A 20438-nucleotide genomic window follows, 5' to 3' on the forward strand; every position below is an offset into this window, starting at 1 on the left:
AGATGAGCCGATCCGCGCTGATGTGTGCCGCCGCGACGATGGCGGCCATGACCTCCGCCCTTGCGGCTTCCGCCTCCCACGCCGCGCCGCCGGACGACGCTTCCTTTCGCGCCTTGCTGAAGGAAATGGTGGAGACGGACAGCAGCTTCGACACCGGGAACTGCACCGCCGTCACCGAAAAGGTCGCCGCCCGGATGAAGGCGGCCGGTTTCCCGGAGCAGAATCTGCACCTCTTCGTGCCGGATGGACACCCCAAGGCGGGCGCGCTGGTCGCCGTCTATCCGGGGCGCAACCCGAAGCTGAAGGCGGTGCTGATGCTGGGCCATATCGACGTGGTCAATGCCCGGCGCGCAGACTGGACCCGCGATCCCTATGCCTTCATCGAGGAGGACGGCTATTATTACGGCCGGGGCGTCGCCGACATGAAGGCGCAGGACGCCATCTGGATCGACAATCTTCTGCGTTTCCAGGCGGAAAAATACCGGCCGCTGCGCACGATCAAGATGGCGCTGACCTGCGGCGAGGAGGGGCTGTACCTGAACGGCGCCAAATGGCTGGTGGACAATCAGAAGGATCTGGTCGACGCGGGCATCGCGCTCAACGAGGGCGGCTATGGCGAGCTGGACGAACAGGGCAACCGGATCGACCAGACCTTCCAGGCCGCGCAGAAGGTGGTGATGCAATTCACGCTGGAAACGACCAATCCCGGCGGCCATTCGTCGCTGCCCCGCCCGGACAATGCGATCTACAGCCTGGCGCGGGCGCTGGACCGGCTGAGCCGCTACGATTTTCCGGTGCAGTTCATCGACGCCAATCGCGGCTATTTCAGCAAGATGGCCAAGGTGGTCGGCGGCGCGGAAGGCGCGGCCATGACCGCCATCGTCGCCAATCCGGGCGACAAGGCGGCCGGCGATCTGCTGAACAAGTCGCCCAGCTATCATTCGATGCTGCGCACGACCTGCGTGGCGACCCTGCTATCGGCCGGTCACGCGGCCAACGCCCTGCCGCAGCGCGCCACGGCGACGGTCAATTGCCGCGTCATTCCGGGCGTCCCGACGGAAGAGGTGCTGGCGACCCTCACCAAAGTCGTCGACGATCCGGAGGTCAAGGTAACGGCGTCCCGCGGCTATCGCCCCGCCAATCCCGCCCCGGTGACGGACAAGGTTCTGGGACCGGCGATCAGGATGTCGGCGCAGGTCTGGCCGGGCGTGCCGGTGGTGCCGCACATGGCGACGGGCGCGACCGACGCGGTGACGATGAACGCGGCGGGCATTCCGACCTATGGCGTGTCAGGACTGTTCCGCGATCTTGACGGCAATGGCGTCCACGGCCTGAACGAACGCATCCGCGTGCGGTCAGTGATGGAGGGACGGAAATTCCTCTACGGCTTGGTCAAGGCCTATGCCGACCAGAAGGATTGAGCCGCCCCCAAATCCTCCCTACGCGAAGCGTGGGGAGGGGGACCGCCGCCGAAGGCGGTGGTGGAGGGGAAATTCGGAGGTCGGCCCCATTCTCCTCCGTCAGCGCTTCGCGCTGCCACCTCCCCATCTCTCGATGGGGAGGAATAGGATAGGTCCACCTCCCACCCAGAACCGCGCAGTCACTCAAACCCGACGAAAAACGCCGTTTCCTCCACCGCCTTGCGTTCCGAAACAACGGCATTGGCTGGAAAATCCTCATCCGGCCAACCCAGCGCGATGCTTTTCATAATAACCTGATCGTCGGGAATCCGGGCATGTTCGCGCACGACCGGCGACTGCATGATGCCCTGGCTGTTGATCACGGTCCCCAACCCCCGCGACCATGCCGCATTCACCAGAGCGGTCGCCACCGCGCCGCAATCGAACGCGGTGTCGTCGCTGTCCGCCAGAATCCGGTCATAGGTGATGATCACGCAGACCGGCGCGTCGAATTGGCGAAAGCCGCGCAGCACCCAGTCCTGGCGGCGTTCCTTGTCCTCCCGATCAATCCCCATCGCCCCGAAAAGCTGCTTGGCGACCCCCACCTGCCGGTCGCGATGCACGCCCGCGAAGGGCTGCCCGATCCGGAATTCGCGCGAATCCGGCACGCCGGACAATATCCGCTCCACATTGCCGGCGCGAATCCGCGCCAGCGGCTCGCCGGTGATGACATGGAAATAATAAGGCTGGCTGTTGTAGGATGACGGCGCGCGCATCGCCAGTTCCAGCACTTCCCTGATCAGCGCTTCAGGCACCGGTTCCGCCTTGTAGCCGCGAATGCTCCGGCGTCCGAGAATCACGTCGTCAAACAGCATGGCAATCCTCGTCCTGACCCTGGTTTTCGGTAAAATGCCCGGCGACATCATCATGTCGCCGGGCATTTTTCAAGTTCAGAACTTCACGTTCAGACGAACGCCATAGGTTCGCGGCGGGCTGAGGTTCGCGCCGATCAGACCTGCGACGTACGGGGACGGGATGCCGGCCGGATATACGGCGTTGTTGGTGATGTTCCGCATGAACGCGGAAACCGACCAGTTCGACGGCGCCGAATAGGTCAGGTCCGCATTGAGCAGGACATAGCCCGCATCCCGCGCATTCGGGATGAAGGAGGTCGAAATCCAGCGGCTCGACGCGAAGGACAGGTTCGGCGCCGCGTCGACGGTCGCCCCATTCGCCAGGTGGAAGCTGTGCGTATAGCCCGCAGAGCCGCTCCACTTGGGCGCATGGGCCAGTTGGAATCCGGAACAGTCGACCTCTGAAATGCCCGGAACCGGCGTCGTCACCGCGCAGCCCAGCGAACCGGGGGCCAGGAACCTGGACGGCGTCCGATAGATGAAGCTGCTATATTTCGTCTCATTATATTCGACCGCGAAATTGAAGCGGTCCGAACGGGTGGGCCGGAACATGATCGTGGCGGCCCCGCCATAGGATTTCGCCTTGCCAGCGTTGCGGATCAGCGGCCCGACGACGCCCGCGTCGTCAAAGTCGATAATCTGTTCCTGATGGTCCTGATAATCCCAGTAGAAGGCTTCCAGATTGACCTGCAGCTTGTTGCCGAAAAATTCGTTCTTCAAGCCCAGTTCATAGGCCAGCAGGCGTTCAGGCCGATAGGGGGCCGCATCCGCCAACTGCGGACCGCCGGACTTGAAGCCGGTGGAGACCGTCAGATAGGCCATGCTCTTGTCCGCGACATCGACTTCCAGCCCGGCCTTCCAGTCGACGCGCTGGACCGAGGTCGAACCGCCATAATCCTGCACATGGCAGTAGAGCGAACCGGTCATGCAGGTCGAGCTGTAATAGATGCCGTGCAGCGAACCCGTGAGATCCTTCTTCTCGTCGGTGTAGCGCAGCCCGCCGGTCAGGCGGATCGCATCCGTCACGCTGTAGGTCGCCTGCCCGAAAGCCGCGAGGGCCTCGGTCGTCTGGCGGCCGGAGTGGAAGTTGTTCAGCAGATATCCCGCGGACGCGGTGCTGGGCTGGTTCTGCGATTCATGATAATAGAATGCGCCGACAACCCAGTTCAGTCCGCCCAGTTCGCCGTCCAGACGCGTCTCCAGCGAGAAGGTCTTGGAATTTTCCGTGCCATATCCCGGCGCCTTGCTGGTATAGGCCAGGAAGGTCGGAACGATCGAATAATCCAATATGGCCTTCTGATAGGCGGGGATGATCGTCAGGTTGACGCCGCCCAGCTTGATCGCGATTTCGCTGTGGATGCTCCACATGTCGATATCCTGATAGATACCGGCGCTGGTCAGCGGGTTCAGATAGTTGACGCCCGTCGGAAGCGGACCCAGCAGGCTGGTGTAGCGGGCGTTGGCAAGGCCGATCAGATAATTGGCCTGGCTTCCGGTGATCGAGGTCCACGCGTCGTATCCGCCCAGCGTCTGGCTGACCGGCGGCCGGTTCTGGGACGGATTGCCATAGGGGTCCAGCAGTGCCTGGCCCATGCCCTTGCCGCCCAGATGGGTGTAATTGCCCCACAGCAGCACGGACACGTCGTCGCTCGGCTTCACCAGCAGTTGGAGGCGCGCCGACTGATGCTTGTCGTCGTTGGTGCCGTCGCTCAGATAGCCGTCGCGCGTCACCACCTGATAGGAGAAGCGGAGCGCGGCCACATCGTCGACCAGCGGAATGTTCAGGGCGCCTTCGCTCGAATATCCGTCATAATTCTGGACCGAAAGCTGGACGTCGCCGCCGAACTGGTTGAGCTTCGGACGGTTCGGGATCAGGTTGATCGCGCCGCCGCTGGCGTTGCGGCCGTACAGCGTGCCCTGCGGACCCTTCAGCACTTCGACGCGCGCCAGGTCGAAGAACTGGCCGCCCACCGACTGCGGACGCGCCGCATAGACGCCGTCGACGTTGAACGCCACGGCCGGGTTGCTGACGGCAGTCGCGCCGAAATCGCCGACGCCGCGAATATAGACTTGCGCGGCGGGGCCGCCGGAGCCGACCTGGACGCCCGGAATCATGCTGGTCAGGTCGGTGAACTGCTTCACCCCGCCGGACTGGAGCGCTTCACCGGAAAGCACCTCGATCGCGAGCGCCGTCTTCTGCAGGCTCTCTTCACGGCGCTGGGCCGTCACGATGATGTCGCCGGAAGCTGCATCGTCCTGGGGCGCGATGGCCGCCGCCGAGGTCGAACCATTGGTGTCGTTTGCGTAGGCAGCCGTGGCAATCGCCAAACTCGCTATACAGGTCGCTGCCTTGAAATGGACCTTCATTCAATCATCCCCTAAAATAAACCTCCGAAAATGCCATAAATTCATCCTCCCTATATTGGATTGCCGCTTTATTTATGCGGCTATTGACTTTGTTTATTTAAAGCGACTTCCAGACAATCGCATGGGCTTGCCTGGAAGCCGCTTTAAAAATCATTGGAATGGAGCGGCTGGACCCGGATCGGATCGCGCCGCTCCGATCGATATCAGAGCGTCTGGCTGATCTCGCCCAGCTCGAAGCGGGGCAGACGGCCCATGACCTTGGCCGGGTCGCCATGGCCGATGCCGCACAGGAAATTGGACTTGAACGTCGTGCCGGCGAAGAATTCGGCGTCGACCTTCGCGGGATCGAAGCCGGACATGGGGCCGACATCCAGACCCACGGCGCGCAGCGCGATCATGAAATAGGCGCCCTGCAGCGTGCCGTTGCGGAAGGCGGTCGCCTGGGCCAGCCCCTCATTGCCGGCGAACATGCCCGGCGCATTGGGGTTGTGCGGGAACAGGCGCGGCAGATGCTCATGGAACTGGCTGTCATGCGCGACGATCGCCACGACCGGAGCCGCCATGACCTTGTCGACATTGCCCGGCGCCAGGGCAGGCTTCAGCCGTTCCTTCGCCTCCTGCGACCGGATGAACAGCAGCCGCATCGGCTGCGTGTTCATGGAGGTCGGGCCCCATTTGGCGATTTCATAGGCGGCGGCCAGGGTTTCGTCGGAAACCGGCTGGTCGCTCCATCCGTTCTGGGACCGGGCTTCGTGGAACATCTGCTTCAAAAGGCTGGAATCGACGTCGGACATATTTCCTCGCAATGATGGGGTGGTGAAAAGGGAGCCTGTCAGGACAGGCCGATCATGATGTGCTGCTGAAAGCCCGGACGCCCGGTCAGCCGGTCGTACCAGCGTTTCAGGTTGGCCTTCGGCGCGCCGCGTCTGACCGGCAGTTCGTACCAGCGATAGGCGAACATGCCGTTGGCGATGTCGCCCAGCGTCAGCGTATCGCCGCCCAGATAATCCCGGTCGGCCAGCGCCCGGTCGAGCAGCGCGAAAAGCTCTTCCGCCTTGTCCTCCAGACGTTGCAGCGCGGCCATGTCGCGCTTTTCCGCCGGGGTTCTGATCAACGCGATGTAGAGCGGCGTCATGGTCAGGTTGAGCGTCCCCAACTGCCAGTCCATCCACCGCTCGCAATCGGCGCGGGCCGCCGCATCCGCCGGGTAGAGCGGGGTGGGGCCGTATCGATTGGCGACATAGCGCAATATGGTGTTGGATTCCCAGATCACCGCGTCGCCGTCGATCAGCGTGGGCACCACGCCATTGGGGTTGAGACGAAGGAAATCCTCGCTCTTGTTGCCGCCAAACTCGCCGCCATAATCCTCGCGCTCGAAGGGGATGCCCATCTCCACGAGTTGCCACAGCAGTTTCTGCACATTGGCGGACGTGCGCCGTCCCAGGATCTTCAACATTACAGCTTCGGCACGTCCATGCCGCGCACGACCGCCGGGCGCGCGCCGACCTCATCGTACCAGCGCTTCACGTTGGGAATCCTGTCCCATTCGATGCCGTGAAGCTCGAACCGGTTGACCCAGGGATAGGCGGCGATGTCCGCTATGCTGTAATCGGCTCCGGCGATGAACGGCCCCTGCGCAAGCTGCCCGTCCAGAACCCCATAGAGGCGATGCACTTCCTTTTCGTAGCGGGCGAGGGAATAGGTTTCCCCCGTCGCATAGCGGCGGAAGTGGTGAAGCTGCCCCATCATCGGCCCCAGGCCGCCCATCTGGAACATCAGCCATTGCAGCACCTGCATCTGGCGCGCCGGTTCCGTCGGCCACAGCGGGCTGGCGAATTTCTGCGCGAGGTAGATCAGGATCGCCCCGGATTCCGCCAGGGTCAGCGGCTTGCCGTCCGGCCCGTCGGGATCGACGATGACCGGAATCTTGTTGTTGGCATTGAGGGCGAGGAATTCCGGCGCGAACTGCTCGTCCTTCATGATGTTGACCGGGTGCGCCGCATAGGGGACGCCCAGTTCCTCCAGCAGGATGGAGACTTTTCGGCCGTTGGGCGTGCCCCAGGTATAAAGCTGGATGGTCATCAGGACGCGTCCGCAAGGTCGGGATTGCCCGCCGTCCAGTTCCACGGGCGGATGCTGACCGATCCGACCAGCCCTGCCAGCCGGTAGGGATCGTTGGCGGAAAACGCCTCGACCTTTTCAATCGAATCCGCCTCCACCACGATCAGCGAACCCACCATGGTTTCGCCGTCCTCGGCCAGCATCGGGCCGCCCAGCATCAGGCGAACCGGAGCATCCGGGCTATGGAGATATTCGCGGTGCGCGGCGCGGGTCTTCATGCGGACATCCAGCATGTCCGGCTTGTCCAGGGCGTAGATGGCGAAATACATGGGTCCGACCTCAGTGCTGGGGGTGAAGCACGAAGCGATAGTCGAGCGTGTAGAAGGGCACGTCGACAGTCTCTCCGGTGGGCGCGACCCCCGGTTCGTGGCGGACATATTGGCCGACGCACGAACCGCGCACGCCGAAGACCGAGTCGGAGTCGAGATAATCGTCCCCTTCGACGAAGACGTGGGTGATCAGGGGATCGAATCCGGGTTTCTCAACCTTGTAATGCATGTGGGCGGGCCGCATCGGGCTGCGCTTCGTGGCGTTCAGCATGGCGCCGACCGTGCCGTCCACCGGGATGGGATAGCTTTTGGGCAGGATCGAACGGAAGCTGAACCGGCCCTCCGCATCGGTACGGAAAACGCCGCGCAGGGCCGCGTCGTCCAGCGTCCAGTCGGGCGACTGAACGTCGTAGAAACCTTCGGCGTCGGCCTGCCATACGTCGACCATTGCATCTGCGACCGGGCCGTCGGGCGAAACCACCTCAGCCCGGACGAACAGCGGATCGCCCGCCGTGCCGTTGGAAAGGTCGCTGCCATGGGATTCGTGGGGGGGCGCGCCCTCGACATGGAAGGGGCCGAACACGGTTTGTTCGGTCACTTCGGGTGGACGACTGTGGTTCTGGGCGACGACCAGCATGGACAAGCCCAGCGTGTCGGACAACAGGATGAATTCCTGGCGAATGTCGGTGCAAAGATGTCCCGTGCGGGTTAGAAAATTGATGCCTTCCATCCACTCCGCTTCGGTCAGCTTGGTTTCCCGCGCAAAGTCATGCAGATGCTTGACGAGCGAGGTCAAAATCTCAAGCAGTCGCGGATCGGGCGTGTTTTCAAACCGGCGCAGGACTTCCTGGGTGATATTAAATTCGTTCAGATCGCGCATTACGAAACTCCAAGCGCCTCCAGATCGGGCGTCAATTCGGGGCCTCTATCGTCCCATTCGGGTGAGCCGCTCCTGTGAGAAAATGCGATTTTCATGCAGAAACTGGCTGAGCGACATCCGCCCGAAGGCGGCCGGTTCGATAGAGAGGGGGATGAAATCCGGCCCCGATCATGCGGGACCGTCTTTCGGCTCAGGCTGCCTTGCCGGTCTTCTGTTCCTCGCGGACCAGGCGGTCGACCAGGCGGTTGTACAATATCGTTCCCTTGTCGCCGGCCGCCGGCATGATCCGCCGGTCCGGATCCAGGTCGATGATGCGCTGCTGTCCTTCGATCATCTCATTATCCTCGGCAAAGGCCTTGAGGGTGATGTCCCAGACGAAATCCACCTGCGCCGGGTCTGCGGGGGCGCGCAGACCGTTCGAGAAGAAGTAGCGCGTCGTCCTTGAGGTCGTCGGGGTCACCGCCTGCGCGGAATAAAGGTGCATCAGTTCGATGCCCTCCGGTGGCTCGACATGGCCGATGCGCTCGATGGTGCCCAGCGGCAACGCCTTGACCGTCAGGCACAATATGCCGGGGACGAAATAATCATAGACCAGATAGAAATCGAAATGGACGGGCGAATCCGGCATGCCCACCGGCGGCTGATCCACCACCCAGCGTTCGATCCGCACGCCGCGATCGATCATGGCGACCTTCGCCTGCGTGTTCGCAAAATCCTCGTTCGCGCCGAAACTGTCGGCATGCACGAAGGACAGGTGGCTGAAATCGGTCAGATTGTCGTTGATGAGCCGCGCTTCGGCGGCATAATCCAGCGTTCCGTGCCGCAGCGCCCAGCCGGGATCGTCGATGCCGTTGACGCGGGGGATCAGCCCTTCGTCCGCGCGCGCCGGATCGCCCATCCAGACCCAGACCCAGCTATCCTGTTCCGCGACCGGATAGCTTCTGACGCGCGCGATGGACGGAATCTCCTCCTGGCCGGGGATGCCGACGACCCGCCCGCCCGCGTCGAACAGGAATCCGTGATACATGCAGCGCAGGTTCGCCCCTTCGCACCGGCCCAGCGACAGCGGCGCCAGGCGGTGGACGCAGCGATCCTCCAGCGCGTGCACGGCGCCCGCTTCGTTGCGCCAGATGACGACGGGCTGGTCCAGGATCATCATGCCCTTGGGCTTGCCCGCAGGGATATCCTCGGTCCAACCGGCGACATACCAGGCATTTCGAACATAGGTCATCGAACATCCCTCTCGCTATATTTCCCGGATCGGTTCATTTTATCGGCGTCGGCCCAAGGCCTTCGCGGCATCGTGCAGGATCGCGGAATCCGGACCCGTCGCGGCATGGCGCCGCTCGCTTATCCGGCGCGTTTCATGTGCATGGAAAAAGGGCCGTCAAATGCCGGGCGGATGCGGCATCGAAACACATTGGCGGCGTGGAGCCCGCTCAAAAGAAGCATTCCGGCTCAGAATATCCTCCCACGGCTTATCTTATCGTCGCTTCTGCCATTGGGCGAAGCGGCGGTGCCTGTAGGAAAGTGCCATTCTTCTACATGAAATCGCCTGTGCAACCGGCGTTGCGCCCGGCGCGGGGCGGATCGGTCAGCCCTGGGCGGACCGGCGATAATTTCCGGGCGTCGCCCCGACATGCCGCCGGAAAGTGTGGGTCAGATGCTCCTGATGCGAAAAGCCGCAGCTATAGGCGATCTGCGCCAGCGACTGGTCGCTATGCGAAAGCAGCCGCTTCGCCCGCTCGACGCGCCGCCGCAGGACGAATTGATGGGGCGAAACGCCGGTCGCCAGCTTGAACTGGCGGACGAAATGGGAAACGCTGAGGCCGCCGACCAGGCTCAGTTCATGGAGCTGGATCGGCCGTTCCAGATGGGCTTCGACGAAATCCTCCACGCGCTTCAGCCTGCCCCGCGCCAATCCCCGGTTGTTGGCGGCGGCGGGCGCGGGCTGCGCCGAATAATCGTGCCGGATCAGCCGGGCCGCGATCGCCAGCGCCATCTGGTCCACGTAGAGCGCGGTGGAACTGCCCCCCGACGCGGCCACGCTTCTGACTTCCAGGGCCAGTTGTTCCAGCAATTCGTCGCGCTGGCCGACTCGCGGGCGAAGACGGATGCCGTCGGGATAATCATAGCCCAGCGATGCCGCGACCTCGTTGACGATGCTGCTGCGGATATAGAGATGCAGGGTTTCGACCGAATTTTCCAACTCGATGGAAAAGGGCGAATTGGCGGGCCACAGGCACAGGCCGCCCGGCGGGATGACGGTCGTGATCTTCTTGTCCTCGATCACGCCGGTGATCTGGGCCGGGCCGCCCAGATGGAATACGAGCAGATGGTCCGGCACCGGTTCGGCCGACGCCTCGAACGGCTGCTCCTCCTGTTCCGACAGGAACAGCGATGTCCAACCCAGAGCGGCGCTCGAAATCTGGACCGGATTCCCGGAGCTGGCGAACAGCCCATGGGTGTCGCCGATATCGAAATGTGCCGCCGCCGCCATCACTCTCCTCCACAAAACGCACGTCGGGCGCAGCCGATCGGCGCGCCCCGCTTCCCGACTTTCATGGGTGCCTCCCGCCGACCATAAGCCGCTTTGCCGCAAAAATACAGGGGGTCCATGGCGGGGGCAGGGGAAGGGTCGCGCCCGGCCGTCCCGGATCGCAGCAAGATTATGCAAAAAAACGGCTGCCGACAGCAGGATTATGCCGTAGCGATGCCGTCAAGGTGCGGCATCCGCCTAGAAGCCCTGTCGTGGACGACGACGATCGATCTTCCATATCCCAGGGCGAAACCAATGGAGAGAAGACCTATGCTTTACCTGCGCATGTGCTTTGACAAACCCGATATGCTGGCGCTCCGCGAAGAACATCGCCAGGCCCATCGCGCCTATCTCGCTTCGGGCGTGGTCAAGCTGTTGCAGGCCGGTCCGATGATGTCGGACGACGACAGCCACAATATCGGCAGCTTCATGGTGGTGGAAGCGGACGACCTTCAGACCGTGAAGAAATTCCACGATGAAGACCCCTTCACCAAGGTAGGCCTCTTCGACGAAGTGCGCATCTGCCACTGGGATCGCCACATCGGCTAACCTCAATTCCTCCCTACGCGCAGCGTGGGGAGGGGGACCATGCGAAGCATGGTGGAGGGGAAATTCGGAGGTCGTGCCCCTTTCCCCTCCACCAGCCTTCGGCTGGTCCCCCTCCCCATCTATCGATGGGGAGGAATTAGGATAGGTCCACCCAATCCCCCCATTCCGGCAAGTCCAGAACTTGCGAATCCACCCTAAAATTCGATGGAAATCCGGACGCTGGATTTGTGCACGCCCGCCGCTTCGGCGATGCGCGTCCTCGACAGGTCGATAATGTCCCGCAACGGCCGGGCATAGGCTTCCGGGCCTGATTTCACGGCTTCGGGCGCCGGGGCTTCCCCCGCGCCGAACAGCAATTGCTGTTCGGTCAGCCCGAAAAGGGCGGCCAGGATGAGCAGATTTTCCCTGCGCGGCTTGGTCCGGCCCGTTTCCCATCCCCAGAGCGTGGGTTTGCTGAACCCCGTTTTCCCCGACAGGGCGGCGCGGCTCAGGCCCCGTTCCCGCCGCAGCCTGCGCAGCCGTTCGGGAAGCCCTTCGTCGACTGGCGCGGCAATGTCCGGGGAAGCGGACGGCTCGACCGGATCGCCCAGCGGCTTCGCCTCGTCCTGCTTCGGATTGCGCAGCCTCACCGCGCTCACCACGCCCTGCGGCAGCGGCTGGTCGAAGCGGCAACCGAACAGCGATTCATTCTGCCAGACGATGCGCGCCGTGACTTGTTCGGCATCGGGCAGGGCCAGCATGATGCTTTGCCCGATCTTCAGCTTCGACCGGGTTTCCACCAGCATGCCTGCCGTGGAAATATCATGGATCACGACATTTTCGCGCCCGTCCCCCGTCGCGTCCGCATCCAGCGCGCCGGACAGTTCCAGCCGGATGCGCCAGCGAGCGGCCTCGCGCCTGTTATCGGACTCCGGCGGCTGTTCTACGATCGCGTGAATAGGCATATTGTCGACTTTTCGCATGGGCGGGTTTCCGGAATGTTAATAGGCCGCGCTTTGCGGAGCAAACGGACGGACGTGGACATCAATTCCTCCCTACGCGCAGCGTGGGGAGGGTCGAAGAGAGGCACGTGACTCTCTTCGACGTTTGCGTAGCAAATGGTGGAGGGGAAATTCGCAGGTCGCGCCCCTTCCCCTCCACCAGCCTTCGGCTGGTCCCCCTCCCCATCTCTCGATGGGGAGGAATAGGACAGGTCCGCTCTCCCTCAAATCGCTCAGTCCCTACAACCCAAATCATCCCCGGCCCTGCCCGGACTGATCCAGCGCCGCCATCAACTGGACCGACAGGTCCTGGATGGTGAACGGCTTGGCCAGCAGGGGAACGCCCTCCTTCGCGGCGGAGGCGGCCGCCGCGCTGTACCCGGTCATCAGCATCGTTCCCAGATGCGGCCATAGCTGCCTGATCTTCAACGCCAGTTCCATGCCGCTGACTTCGCCGGGCATGATCATATCCGACAGGATCAGGGAAAAATCACCCTTCCGCTCCAGCCTGCGGAGCGCCTCGTCGCCATTGTCGACCCGCTCCGTCTCATAACCCAGCGCCGTCAGCATGCCGCCCACCGTGTCGGCGACCGTGTCGTCATCCTCCACCAGCAGGATGCGATGCGTGCCGAATGCGGCCATCGGTTCGGGCGGACTGTCGGCGTCCCTGGGCATCAGCGGGGACCGGGGCAGCAACAGGGTGATGGTCGTCCCCTGTCCGACGATGCTGTCCACCAGCACCTCTCCGCCCGACGCGCGCGCGAAGCCATAGACCTGGCTCAGGCCCAGTCCCGTGCCCTGGCCGACCTCCTTGGTGGTGTAGAAGGGTTCGAATATCTTGTTGACCAGATCGGGCGCGATGCCCGCCCCGCTGTCGGTCACGGCGATCCGCACCCGGTCGGGCCGCTCGCCATTGCCGGGAATGTTCGCGCCCTCGATCACGATGCCCCCGCCCCTCTGCATGGCGTCGCGCGCGTTGAGGGCGATGTTCAGGATCGCGACCTCCAGTTCCGACGCGTCCACCTCCACCGGCCAAAGGTCGGCGGGCAGGTGCATGGCGACCTCTATGCTCTCGCCCAGCGACCGTTCCAGCAGCGCGTCCATGCCCCTGATCCGCGCGCGGGGATCGATGACCTCGGGGTTCAACGGCGACCGGCGGGAAAAGGCCAGAAGCTGCCGCGTCAATTTCGCGCCCCGGTCGACGGCCTGACGTATTCCCGCCTTCAGCTTCGCCAGCCTGACCGGATCGCTGGTGCGCTCCATCAGGTCCAGCCCGCCGGACGCGACCATCAGCAGATTGTTGAAGTCATGCGCCACGCCGCCGGTCAACTGCCCCATGGCCTCCATCTTCTGCGACTGGCGCAGCGCTTCTTCCGCCTGCTGGCGTCCGGCGATCTCCGCCCGCAGCGCCTGGTGCGACCGCCGCAGCGAGGAATAGGACGCCGCCAGCATCACGATCAGCACCGACGCCGCGATCACGATCAGCGCGATTCCCAGATAGCGGGTCAGCCTGCGCGACAGGCTGTCCATGGTCGACAGCAGATAGACGGAACCCAGTTGCGTGCCGCGCTCGCGCACGGGCACGCTGACCGCCAGCGCGCCGGGGGCCGCCGCCTGCCTGGCCTCCTCCGCCCGGCGGGGCAGGCTGGCGGACCGGCGGGCGAATCCGGCGGCGAAGGCGCCCCGGCCGTCATAGGCGGCGACCGCGACGATCTGGGGGTCGGCCTTCAGCGCGTTCAGATATTCCTGCAGGGCGGCATTGTCCTCGAACGCCAGGGGCGCGGCGATGCCGCTGGCCAGGATCTGCGCCTGGACGGTGGTCTGCCGCAGCTTTTCGACGCGGCCAAGCTGTTCGAGCTGATAGGCGGCGGCCAGACCGGCGACCATCAGCAACAGGGCGATCAGCACGGCGGAAAGCGGCGTCGCCATCTGCGTGACGATATTGCCCATGCTCAGCCTGCTATCGGGCCTGTTTTCAGGAACATCCTTCATTTTCTGTCCACCGCGATTGCAAGGCCCAGCAATTTGGAACTGATGCGCAGGCCATGGGCGCGGGCGGCGCCGTCATCGATCTGGAAGCGCACGCGGCCATTCTGCCTGACGAATTCGATCATCGCTCCGGCGGGTCCGGCGCCCTTGTCCGCGACGGTCAGGACCGGCTTGCCCTCGGCCGCCGTAAAGGGCGCATAGCCCGCATCCGCCGATGGGCCCGCGAACAATATGTGGCATCCGGGCGGAGCGGGATCGCCCACCGCCCGCCGGACGACGACGGGACGGTTCGCCATTTTCTGCCCGCGCACGACATCGTTCAGCAGCGCGCCGAACGGATCGTCCCCCACGACGCAGATGACAAAGGCCCGTTCCGACGTGGCGAAAGCCTCCGGCGGCCATTCCACGAAGGGCGCGAATTTGAACAGGAAATTGGCCTGCACCGCCCGTTCCAGCGTGGCGGGCGCCGTCGCCGAAGCGGTTCCGACGAAGAGCGACAGGAATGACAGGGCGGCCCATCGCCGCCGCCTGCGTCCTTTGCGCGGGGGCGGCCTCAGATCGTGCATTTCAGCGCCACGAGCAGGCTGCGGCCAAGCGGCGTCGCCTGCGCCGCCGGCAGTTCCTGATGCCGCCGATGGAGCAGGTTGAAGCCGGAAACCGACAATTCGGCCCGCTCGTCAAACTGCCAGCCAAGCCGCGCGCCCAGTTCGACATAGGCCGGAACATGCGGATCGGGCAGGGCGCTGACATAGCGCAGGTCGAAATCGACATTCACCTGCGGCCCGATATCCATGGAGGAACGCAGCGTCGCCCGGTGCTTCGGATCGTTGCCGACCTGGGACAGGCCCAGCAACGGCACGGCATCCGGCTTGAACCGGAATTTCTGGATCAGCAGGCTGTAACCGGGCTTCAGCCGCCACCAGTCCGCCACGCGGATATCCGCCCATGCGTCCAGCCCATAGCTGTCCCCCTCTATCCCATTGCCCCATCGCAGCGGCAGGAAGCCGCCGGGCGCGGGCTCCACCGACCTCAGATCGTCATAGACATTGTAGAATGTCGATACGGACAGCGAAGCGCGGGGCGAAATCGTCAGCCGCGTGCCCAGTTCGAACGCGGTCAGCTTTTCCGAACGGAAGCTGGACAGGGCGGTCAGGATCACCGTCTGCCCGATGGTTTCCACCACATCCTCGTCGAACGGCGTGGGCGACCGGACGGCGCGGGACACCGCGCCCCAGATCAGCGTGGCGGGCGCGGGCTTCCAGGACAGGCGGACGCTGGGCAGGAAGGTCAGGCCGGCATAGCTGCGCTGCTCCAGCTTGGCGCCGATGGTGCCGGCCAGCGTCGGGGAGAGGGCGATGCTGTCCTGCGCGAACAGATTGCCGACGAACAGCGTCCTCCGCCCCGGCACGAAGTCCAGGCCGGGAATATCAGCGACCACATAGCGGCTGACGCGCGCTCCGCCGCCCCACACGATGCTGTGCCCCTGGCCTAGGGCGAAACCATGCTGCCCCTCCAGATCGAAGGTGTCGAGCGCGAAGCGGCCCCCGCCGCCCTCGATCCGGCGCGCCGTATGGTCATAATAGGCCTGGAGTTGCAGGGTCGCGCCGGAAGGGGCGCTGCGCCGCCAGCGGGCGAGCAGGTCGTAACCGTGGAAATTCTCGTCCGCGGCATCGCCCTGCGACCGGGAACCGAAATAGCCGTCCCCCTGCACCATCAGCGCGTCGGCGGGCGTCGCGTTCCAGTCGAAGCGGAAACCGCCCTGCGTCCGGCGGTTGCCGTCGTCCAGCCCGGACGCGCTCTCGAAATTCTCATGCCGCTTGACGAACAGTCGATAGCTGGCGTTTCCCCCTGCATGGCCGCCCTGGCGCAGCCCCAGATCATAGGTCCGGTTCCCGACCACGCCCGTCCCGTAAAGGCCCTGCGACGCGCCCGCGTCGCGGGTGATGATGTTGATCACGCCATTGACCGCGTTCGACCCCCAAAGGGTCGCGCCGGGGCCGGATATCACCTCGATCCGGTCGACATCCTCCGGCAATATGTCCGGCATGTCCCAATAGGCCCCCGAATAGAGCGGCGAATAGACGCTGCGCCCGTCGATCAGGACAAGCAGCTTGTTGGAGAAATTCTGCGCCTGGTCGTTGCCGCTCAGCCCGCGCGCGGCGACGACCGTGTCGTTGGGGCCGCCGCGCATCACCTGCAGATTGGGGGCGAGCCGCAGGATGCCCGGCAGGGTCAGCGTGCCCGACCGGACGATGTCGTCATGGGTGATGACATAGATGGAGGCGGGCGCATCCGCCAGCGAAGCGCTGGACCGGGTGACGGAAGTGACGTCCAGTTTCGAGAGCGAGGAAATGGACATGTCCCGCAACTCTTCCAGGCTCTGGGCGCGGGCCGGGACCGCCGCCAGGGATAGAAGGCCGATGGCCGCCCCAGCCGCTCCGCCAAAAGCCCAAGCCCATGACATCATTGATCGTCCCCCTTCGCCCGGATGCTTCCGTGCAACGGAATCGTTACGCGGCCAAGCCGGAAAAGTTCCGCGACGGGCGGCATCCGGCCGCCTTTGGGACAATATATGCCGTCCGTGCCCCCGGCAACGGTCGCGCCATTGTAATATTATCATCATAATATTATCTAACCGGAAGGCGCCGCGTTGGCGGCGCGCCCATATGGAGGACATATCATGTCGCGAGCAGTCATAGCGGCCTATGCCAGAACCCCGTTCACCTTCGCGCGCAAGGGCGCCTTGAGCGAGGTTCGGCCCGACGACCTGGCGGCGGTCGCGATCGGCGCCCTGTTCGCCCGCACCGGGCTCGATCCCCGGCTGGTGGAGGACGTGCTGCTCGGCTGCGCCTATCCGGAAGCGGCGCAGGGCAATAATGTGGCGCGCATCGCCTCGCTCTTGGCCGGCCTTCCCATCGAACTGGGGGCGGCGACGGTCAACCGCTTCTGCGGTTCCTCCATGTACGCGATCCACATCGCGGCGGGGCAGATCGCCATCGGCGCGGGCGACGCCTTCGTGTGCGGCGGGGTGGAGAGCATGTCCATGGTGCCGCAGGGCGGCCTCAATCCGTCGCTCAACCCGCGTTTCCTGCGCCCCGGCAATCCCGACGCCGACATCGCGGTACAGGCCTATATCGCGATGGGCGAGACGGCGGAGAATGTCGCCGACCGCTACCGGATATCGCGGGCACGGCAGGAGGAGCTGGCGTTCCAGTCGCAGCAGAAGGCGGCGCAGGCCCAGGCCGCCGGCCGCCTGAGCGAGGAGATCGTGCCGGTCACGCTGCCCGGCGGGGAAGTGGTCAACACGGACGGTTGCCTGCGGCCCACCACCTCGCTGGAGGGGCTTGCGGCCCTCAATCCCGCATTCCGCCCCGACGGCACGGTCACGGCCGGGACGGCGTCCCCCCTGACGGACGGCGCGGTGGCCACGCTCGTCACGTCGGAGGAGTTTGCGCGCCGCCACGGGCTGCACATCATCGCCGCCATCCGGTCGGTGGCCGTCGCGGGCGTCGAACCGGAATATATGGGCATGGGTCCGGTCCCCGCGACGCGCAAGGCGCTGGCCCGCGCCGGACTGGACATCGCCGATATCGACGTGGTGGAGATCAACGAGGCGTTCGGAAGCCAGGCGGTCGCCTGCCTCGACGAACTCGGCATAGACCGGGAAAGGGTGAATATCGACGGCGGCGGCATCTCCATCGGCCATCCGCTGGGCGCGACCGGGGCGCGGATCACGGCGAAAGCCGGGCAGATCATGCGGCGGGACGGCGGGCGCTACGCCCTTGCGACCCAGTGCATCGGGGGCGGACAGGGGATCGCCACGATCCTCGAACGCCCCTGATCGGTCGAAAACGCTCTAGCCACGGCGGCCTCATTGAACTAATCACCATAATATAATGATGAGCCGCCAGTGGGATTGTGCATGAGATATTCGAGCGGACATAAGGCGCGCACGCGGGAGCGCATCCTGACGGAAGCCTCGCGGGCCATTCGCCGCCAGGGCGTGGACAAGGTCGGCGTGGCGGACGTCATGTCCGCCGCCGGCCTGACCGTCGGCGGCTTCTATTCCCATTTCGCGTCGAAGGACGATCTGGTCGCCCATGCGGTCGACCATATGTTCCAGGAACGCTATGAACGCTTCCACGCCCTGGTGGAGGTGGACGAACCCCGCGCCGCCATCGCCAAATTCTTCGACGGCTATCTGTCGATGATGCATCGCAGCCATCCGGAGACGGGATGCCCCATACCCTCGCTCACCAGCGAGCTTGTGCATCTTTCCGACGAGGGGCGGGTGAGGCTGACGAACGGGATGGGCGGCGTCGTCGGCGACCTGACCCGCCTCCTGGACCGCGCCGGGATCGAAAATCCCGAAGAGGCCGCCAGCGCCGCCTTTTCGGAGGCGCTGGGCGCGCTCGTCCTGTCCCGCATGACGATCGACCCGAAGGCGTCGGAGAAGATCCTGCAAAGGGCGCGCAAATCAGTGAAGCAGCGGCTCGGCGTCGAAGATATCGAAACCCGCATCCCCCTGCGCCACCGCTCCGCCGCCCCGGCTGCCGCAGCCGCCTGAGGCAAGGCGTATCCTATTCCTCCCCATCGCAAGATGGGGAGGGGGACCGCGCGAAGCGTGGTGGAGGGGAAATTCGGAGGTCGTGCCCATTCCCCTCCACCATGCTGCGCATGATCCCCCTCCGCACGCTTCGCGCAGGGAGGCATTAACCGCCCCTACCGACCATCATCCCCCACCACATGCCGCCCGGCGACATAACCAAAGGTAAGCGCCGGCCCCAACATCGTGCCGCCCCCCGCATAGGTGCCGCGCAGCACCGAATTCATGTCCAGCCCCGCCGCGTAAAGCCCGTCGATCGGCGCCCCGCCGGAATCGAGCACCTGGGCATTGTCGTTCACGCGCAGGCCCAATGTGGTTCCCGCGTCGGTCACATGCAGCGCCAGCGCATAAAAGGGTCCGGTCCGGATCGGGCCAAGACACGGGTTGGGCCGATGGGCCGGATCGCCCCCGACACGGTTGTAGATGTCGCCGCCCTTGGCGAAGTCCGGATCGACGCCGGTGCGCGCCGCCTCGTTCATCCGCGCCACGCTGCGCTCCAGATGGACCGGATCGCAGCCGATCCGTTCCGCCAGCACCGCAATCGTGGGCGCCTCGATCAGATAGGCTTCGCTGATCCAGCGGGCAGGGGAGTAGGGGGCAGGGCGCACCATGCCCATCCCATATTTCCTCAGGAAGGCGCGGTCGCCGATCAGCCAGGCGGGCGACACGCCCAGTTCATGCATCCTGTTGCCGATGACGTGATAGGATGCCGCCTCGTTGACGAAACGATCCCCCTTGCCGTCGACCATGATCGCGCCGGGCTTGTACCGGTCCAGCCCGAAATGGGGCCAGGTCATGCGGCGGCCGCGCCGGTCGACATGGCTGGACCCCGGCGCCCAGATGGCGTTGGCGGCATTGCTTTCGCCGAAGGCCGCGCCGATTTCGCGGGCCATCGCCAGCCCTTCGCCCTGATTTTCCGGCGGCAATATGGTGATATGCTGCGCGGCGTCCGGAAAATATCGGGCGACCATCTCTGCATTGCCGGAAAAACCCCCGGAGCATAAAATGACGCCCCGGCGGGCGGAAAGACTTTCGGTCTTGCCGTCGATCCTTACGGTCACGCCCGTGACCCTCGATCCCGTCCTTTCCAGCTTGACGACCGCCGCCCCGGTCCTGACGACGACGCCCAGATCGATCGCCGACCGGAAAAGCGCCCCGGCCAGCGCGTTGCCGCGAATGAGCCGGGTGTGCCGCCCGAAACGCAGGCGGTCGGCCGCATAACGCCCCAGCAGCTTCATGCTCACCCCGAACGAACGGGCGGAACGCCACATGGCCTGCAGGTGCGGCACCTCGTCCAGTTCCACCTGCATGCCGCCCAGCACCGTCAATTCGCCCTTGGGAAGGCGCAGTTTCGCCAGGTTCCGCCCCAGCACGCGGGCGTCGAACGGCTCGGCCAGCATCGTGCGCCCTCCCTCCGCCGCGCCGGGCAGGTCGGGATGATAATCCGGGATCGGATAGGCCCTGAAACGGACCCAATCGGTGGTCCGCTCCAGGAATGCGATGGCTTCCGGCCCCTTTTCCAGGAATTTCCCCGTCAGCGCCGGGTCGAAATGATTGCCGGTCAGCGCGGCGATATAGGTCCGCGCCTTTTCGACGGAATCGCTTTCGCCCAAATCCGCCATATGGTGGTTGCCGGGCACCCACACGCCGCCGCCCGACCAGGCCGTGGTGCCGCCGACCCGCTCCGCCTTCTCCAGCAGCAGCACCGACACGCCCGCCGCCGCCGCCGAAATCGCGGCGCTGAAACCAGCCGCGCCGGAACCGACGACAATCACATCCACTCCATTCCCCATCGCGCGTCCTCTTGATCCAGAACCGGCATTA

The 20438-nt window shown here is 64.6% G+C and carries 18 protein-coding genes; 4 read left to right on the forward strand and 14 right to left on the reverse strand.

What is annotated here, in order from left to right:
• Positions 1-2: 2 nt before the first annotated feature.
• Positions 3-1421 (forward strand): M20/M25/M40 family metallo-hydrolase, encoded by a 1419-nt coding sequence (locus BV95_RS09395; RefSeq protein ID WP_037450515.1) that lies wholly within the window; start codon positions 3-5, stop codon positions 1419-1421.
• A gap of 179 nt (positions 1422-1600) precedes the next feature.
• Here BV95_RS09395 and BV95_RS09400 read toward each other — a convergent pair whose 3' ends face one another.
• From BV95_RS09400 to BV95_RS09440, 9 genes are all read right to left on the reverse strand, one after another.
• Positions 1601-2275 (reverse strand): nitroreductase, encoded by a 675-nt coding sequence (locus BV95_RS09400; RefSeq protein WP_037450609.1) that lies wholly within the window; start codon positions 2273-2275, stop codon positions 1601-1603.
• A 75-nt stretch (positions 2276-2350) separates the two neighbouring features.
• Complete coding sequence (locus tag BV95_RS09405; RefSeq protein WP_037450520.1) at positions 2351-4681, reverse strand: TonB-dependent receptor; 2331 nt, start codon at positions 4679-4681, stop codon at positions 2351-2353.
• A 203-nt stretch (positions 4682-4884) separates the two neighbouring features.
• Positions 4885-5475 carry a malonic semialdehyde reductase gene (locus BV95_RS09410; RefSeq protein WP_037450523.1) on the reverse strand — a complete coding sequence of 197 codons (591 nt, stop codon included), beginning with the start codon at positions 5473-5475 and terminating at the stop codon, positions 4885-4887.
• A 38-nt stretch (positions 5476-5513) separates the two neighbouring features.
• Positions 5514-6137 (reverse strand): glutathione S-transferase family protein, encoded by a 624-nt coding sequence (locus tag BV95_RS09415; protein ID WP_037450526.1) that lies wholly within the window; start codon positions 6135-6137, stop codon positions 5514-5516.
• Positions 6137-6763 (reverse strand): glutathione S-transferase family protein, encoded by a 627-nt coding sequence (locus BV95_RS09420; protein ID WP_037450530.1) that lies wholly within the window; start codon positions 6761-6763, stop codon positions 6137-6139. The genes BV95_RS09415 and BV95_RS09420 overlap by 1 nt, the downstream gene beginning before the upstream one ends.
• Positions 6763-7071: a YciI family protein gene (locus BV95_RS09425; RefSeq protein WP_037450533.1), complete on the reverse strand. Its 309-nt coding sequence runs from the start codon at positions 7069-7071 to the stop codon at positions 6763-6765. Before BV95_RS09425 ends, BV95_RS09420 begins: the two co-directional genes overlap by 1 nt.
• A gap of 10 nt (positions 7072-7081) precedes the next feature.
• Positions 7082-7951: an intradiol ring-cleavage dioxygenase gene (locus BV95_RS09430; protein ID WP_013849847.1), complete on the reverse strand. Its 870-nt coding sequence runs from the start codon at positions 7949-7951 to the stop codon at positions 7082-7084.
• 190 nt (positions 7952-8141) lie between these two features.
• Positions 8142-9182 carry an aromatic ring-hydroxylating dioxygenase subunit alpha gene (locus BV95_RS09435; RefSeq protein WP_037450538.1) on the reverse strand — a complete coding sequence of 347 codons (1041 nt, stop codon included), beginning with the start codon at positions 9180-9182 and terminating at the stop codon, positions 8142-8144.
• Between the two features lie 363 nt (positions 9183-9545).
• Positions 9546-10451 (reverse strand): helix-turn-helix domain-containing protein, encoded by a 906-nt coding sequence (locus BV95_RS09440; protein ID WP_037450541.1) that lies wholly within the window; start codon positions 10449-10451, stop codon positions 9546-9548.
• Positions 10452-10760: 309 nt separating this feature from the next.
• On the opposite strand from BV95_RS09440, the gene BV95_RS09445 reads away from it, so the two are divergent.
• Positions 10761-11039: a YciI family protein gene (locus BV95_RS09445; protein ID WP_037450543.1), complete on the forward strand. Its 279-nt coding sequence runs from the start codon at positions 10761-10763 to the stop codon at positions 11037-11039.
• Between the two features lie 194 nt (positions 11040-11233).
• On the opposite strand, the gene BV95_RS09450 is transcribed toward BV95_RS09445, so the two are convergent.
• From BV95_RS09450 to BV95_RS09465, 4 genes are all read right to left on the reverse strand, one after another.
• On the reverse strand, positions 11234-12001 hold the full coding sequence (locus BV95_RS09450; RefSeq protein WP_081873332.1) for a helix-turn-helix domain-containing protein: 768 nt from the start codon (positions 11999-12001) through the stop codon (positions 11234-11236).
• A gap of 270 nt (positions 12002-12271) precedes the next feature.
• Entirely contained in the window at positions 12272-14011 is a 1740-nt protein-coding gene (locus tag BV95_RS09455) for an ATP-binding protein (protein WP_037450546.1), read from the reverse strand.
• Positions 14008-14574 carry a TOL_0243 family YfiR-like periplasmic protein gene (locus tag BV95_RS09460; protein WP_037450549.1) on the reverse strand — a complete coding sequence of 189 codons (567 nt, stop codon included), beginning with the start codon at positions 14572-14574 and terminating at the stop codon, positions 14008-14010. Before BV95_RS09460 ends, BV95_RS09455 begins: the two co-directional genes overlap by 4 nt.
• Positions 14562-16475 (reverse strand): TOL_0244 family TonB-dependent receptor, encoded by a 1914-nt coding sequence (locus BV95_RS09465; RefSeq protein ID WP_037450552.1) that lies wholly within the window; start codon positions 16473-16475, stop codon positions 14562-14564. The genes BV95_RS09460 and BV95_RS09465 overlap by 13 nt, the downstream gene beginning before the upstream one ends.
• Before the next feature lie 213 nt (positions 16476-16688).
• On the opposite strand from BV95_RS09465, the gene BV95_RS09470 reads away from it, so the two are divergent.
• Both BV95_RS09470 and BV95_RS09475 read left to right on the forward strand, forming a co-directional pair.
• The gene (locus tag BV95_RS09470; RefSeq protein ID WP_037450557.1) at positions 16689-17849 is read left to right on the forward strand and encodes a thiolase family protein; all 1161 of its coding nucleotides are present in this window, start codon (positions 16689-16691) and stop codon (positions 17847-17849) included.
• 81 nt (positions 17850-17930) lie between these two features.
• Entirely contained in the window at positions 17931-18575 is a 645-nt protein-coding gene (locus BV95_RS09475) for a TetR/AcrR family transcriptional regulator (protein WP_037450560.1), read from the forward strand.
• A gap of 155 nt (positions 18576-18730) precedes the next feature.
• On the opposite strand, the gene BV95_RS09480 is transcribed toward BV95_RS09475, so the two are convergent.
• The gene (locus BV95_RS09480; RefSeq protein ID WP_162179739.1) at positions 18731-20389 is read right to left on the reverse strand and encodes an FAD-dependent oxidoreductase; all 1659 of its coding nucleotides are present in this window, start codon (positions 20387-20389) and stop codon (positions 18731-18733) included.
• Positions 20390-20438 lie beyond the last annotated feature (49 nt).

The sequence above is a fragment of the Sphingobium chlorophenolicum genome (assembly GCF_000722875.1).
Taxonomy (GTDB): domain Bacteria; phylum Pseudomonadota; class Alphaproteobacteria; order Sphingomonadales; family Sphingomonadaceae; genus Sphingobium; species Sphingobium chlorophenolicum.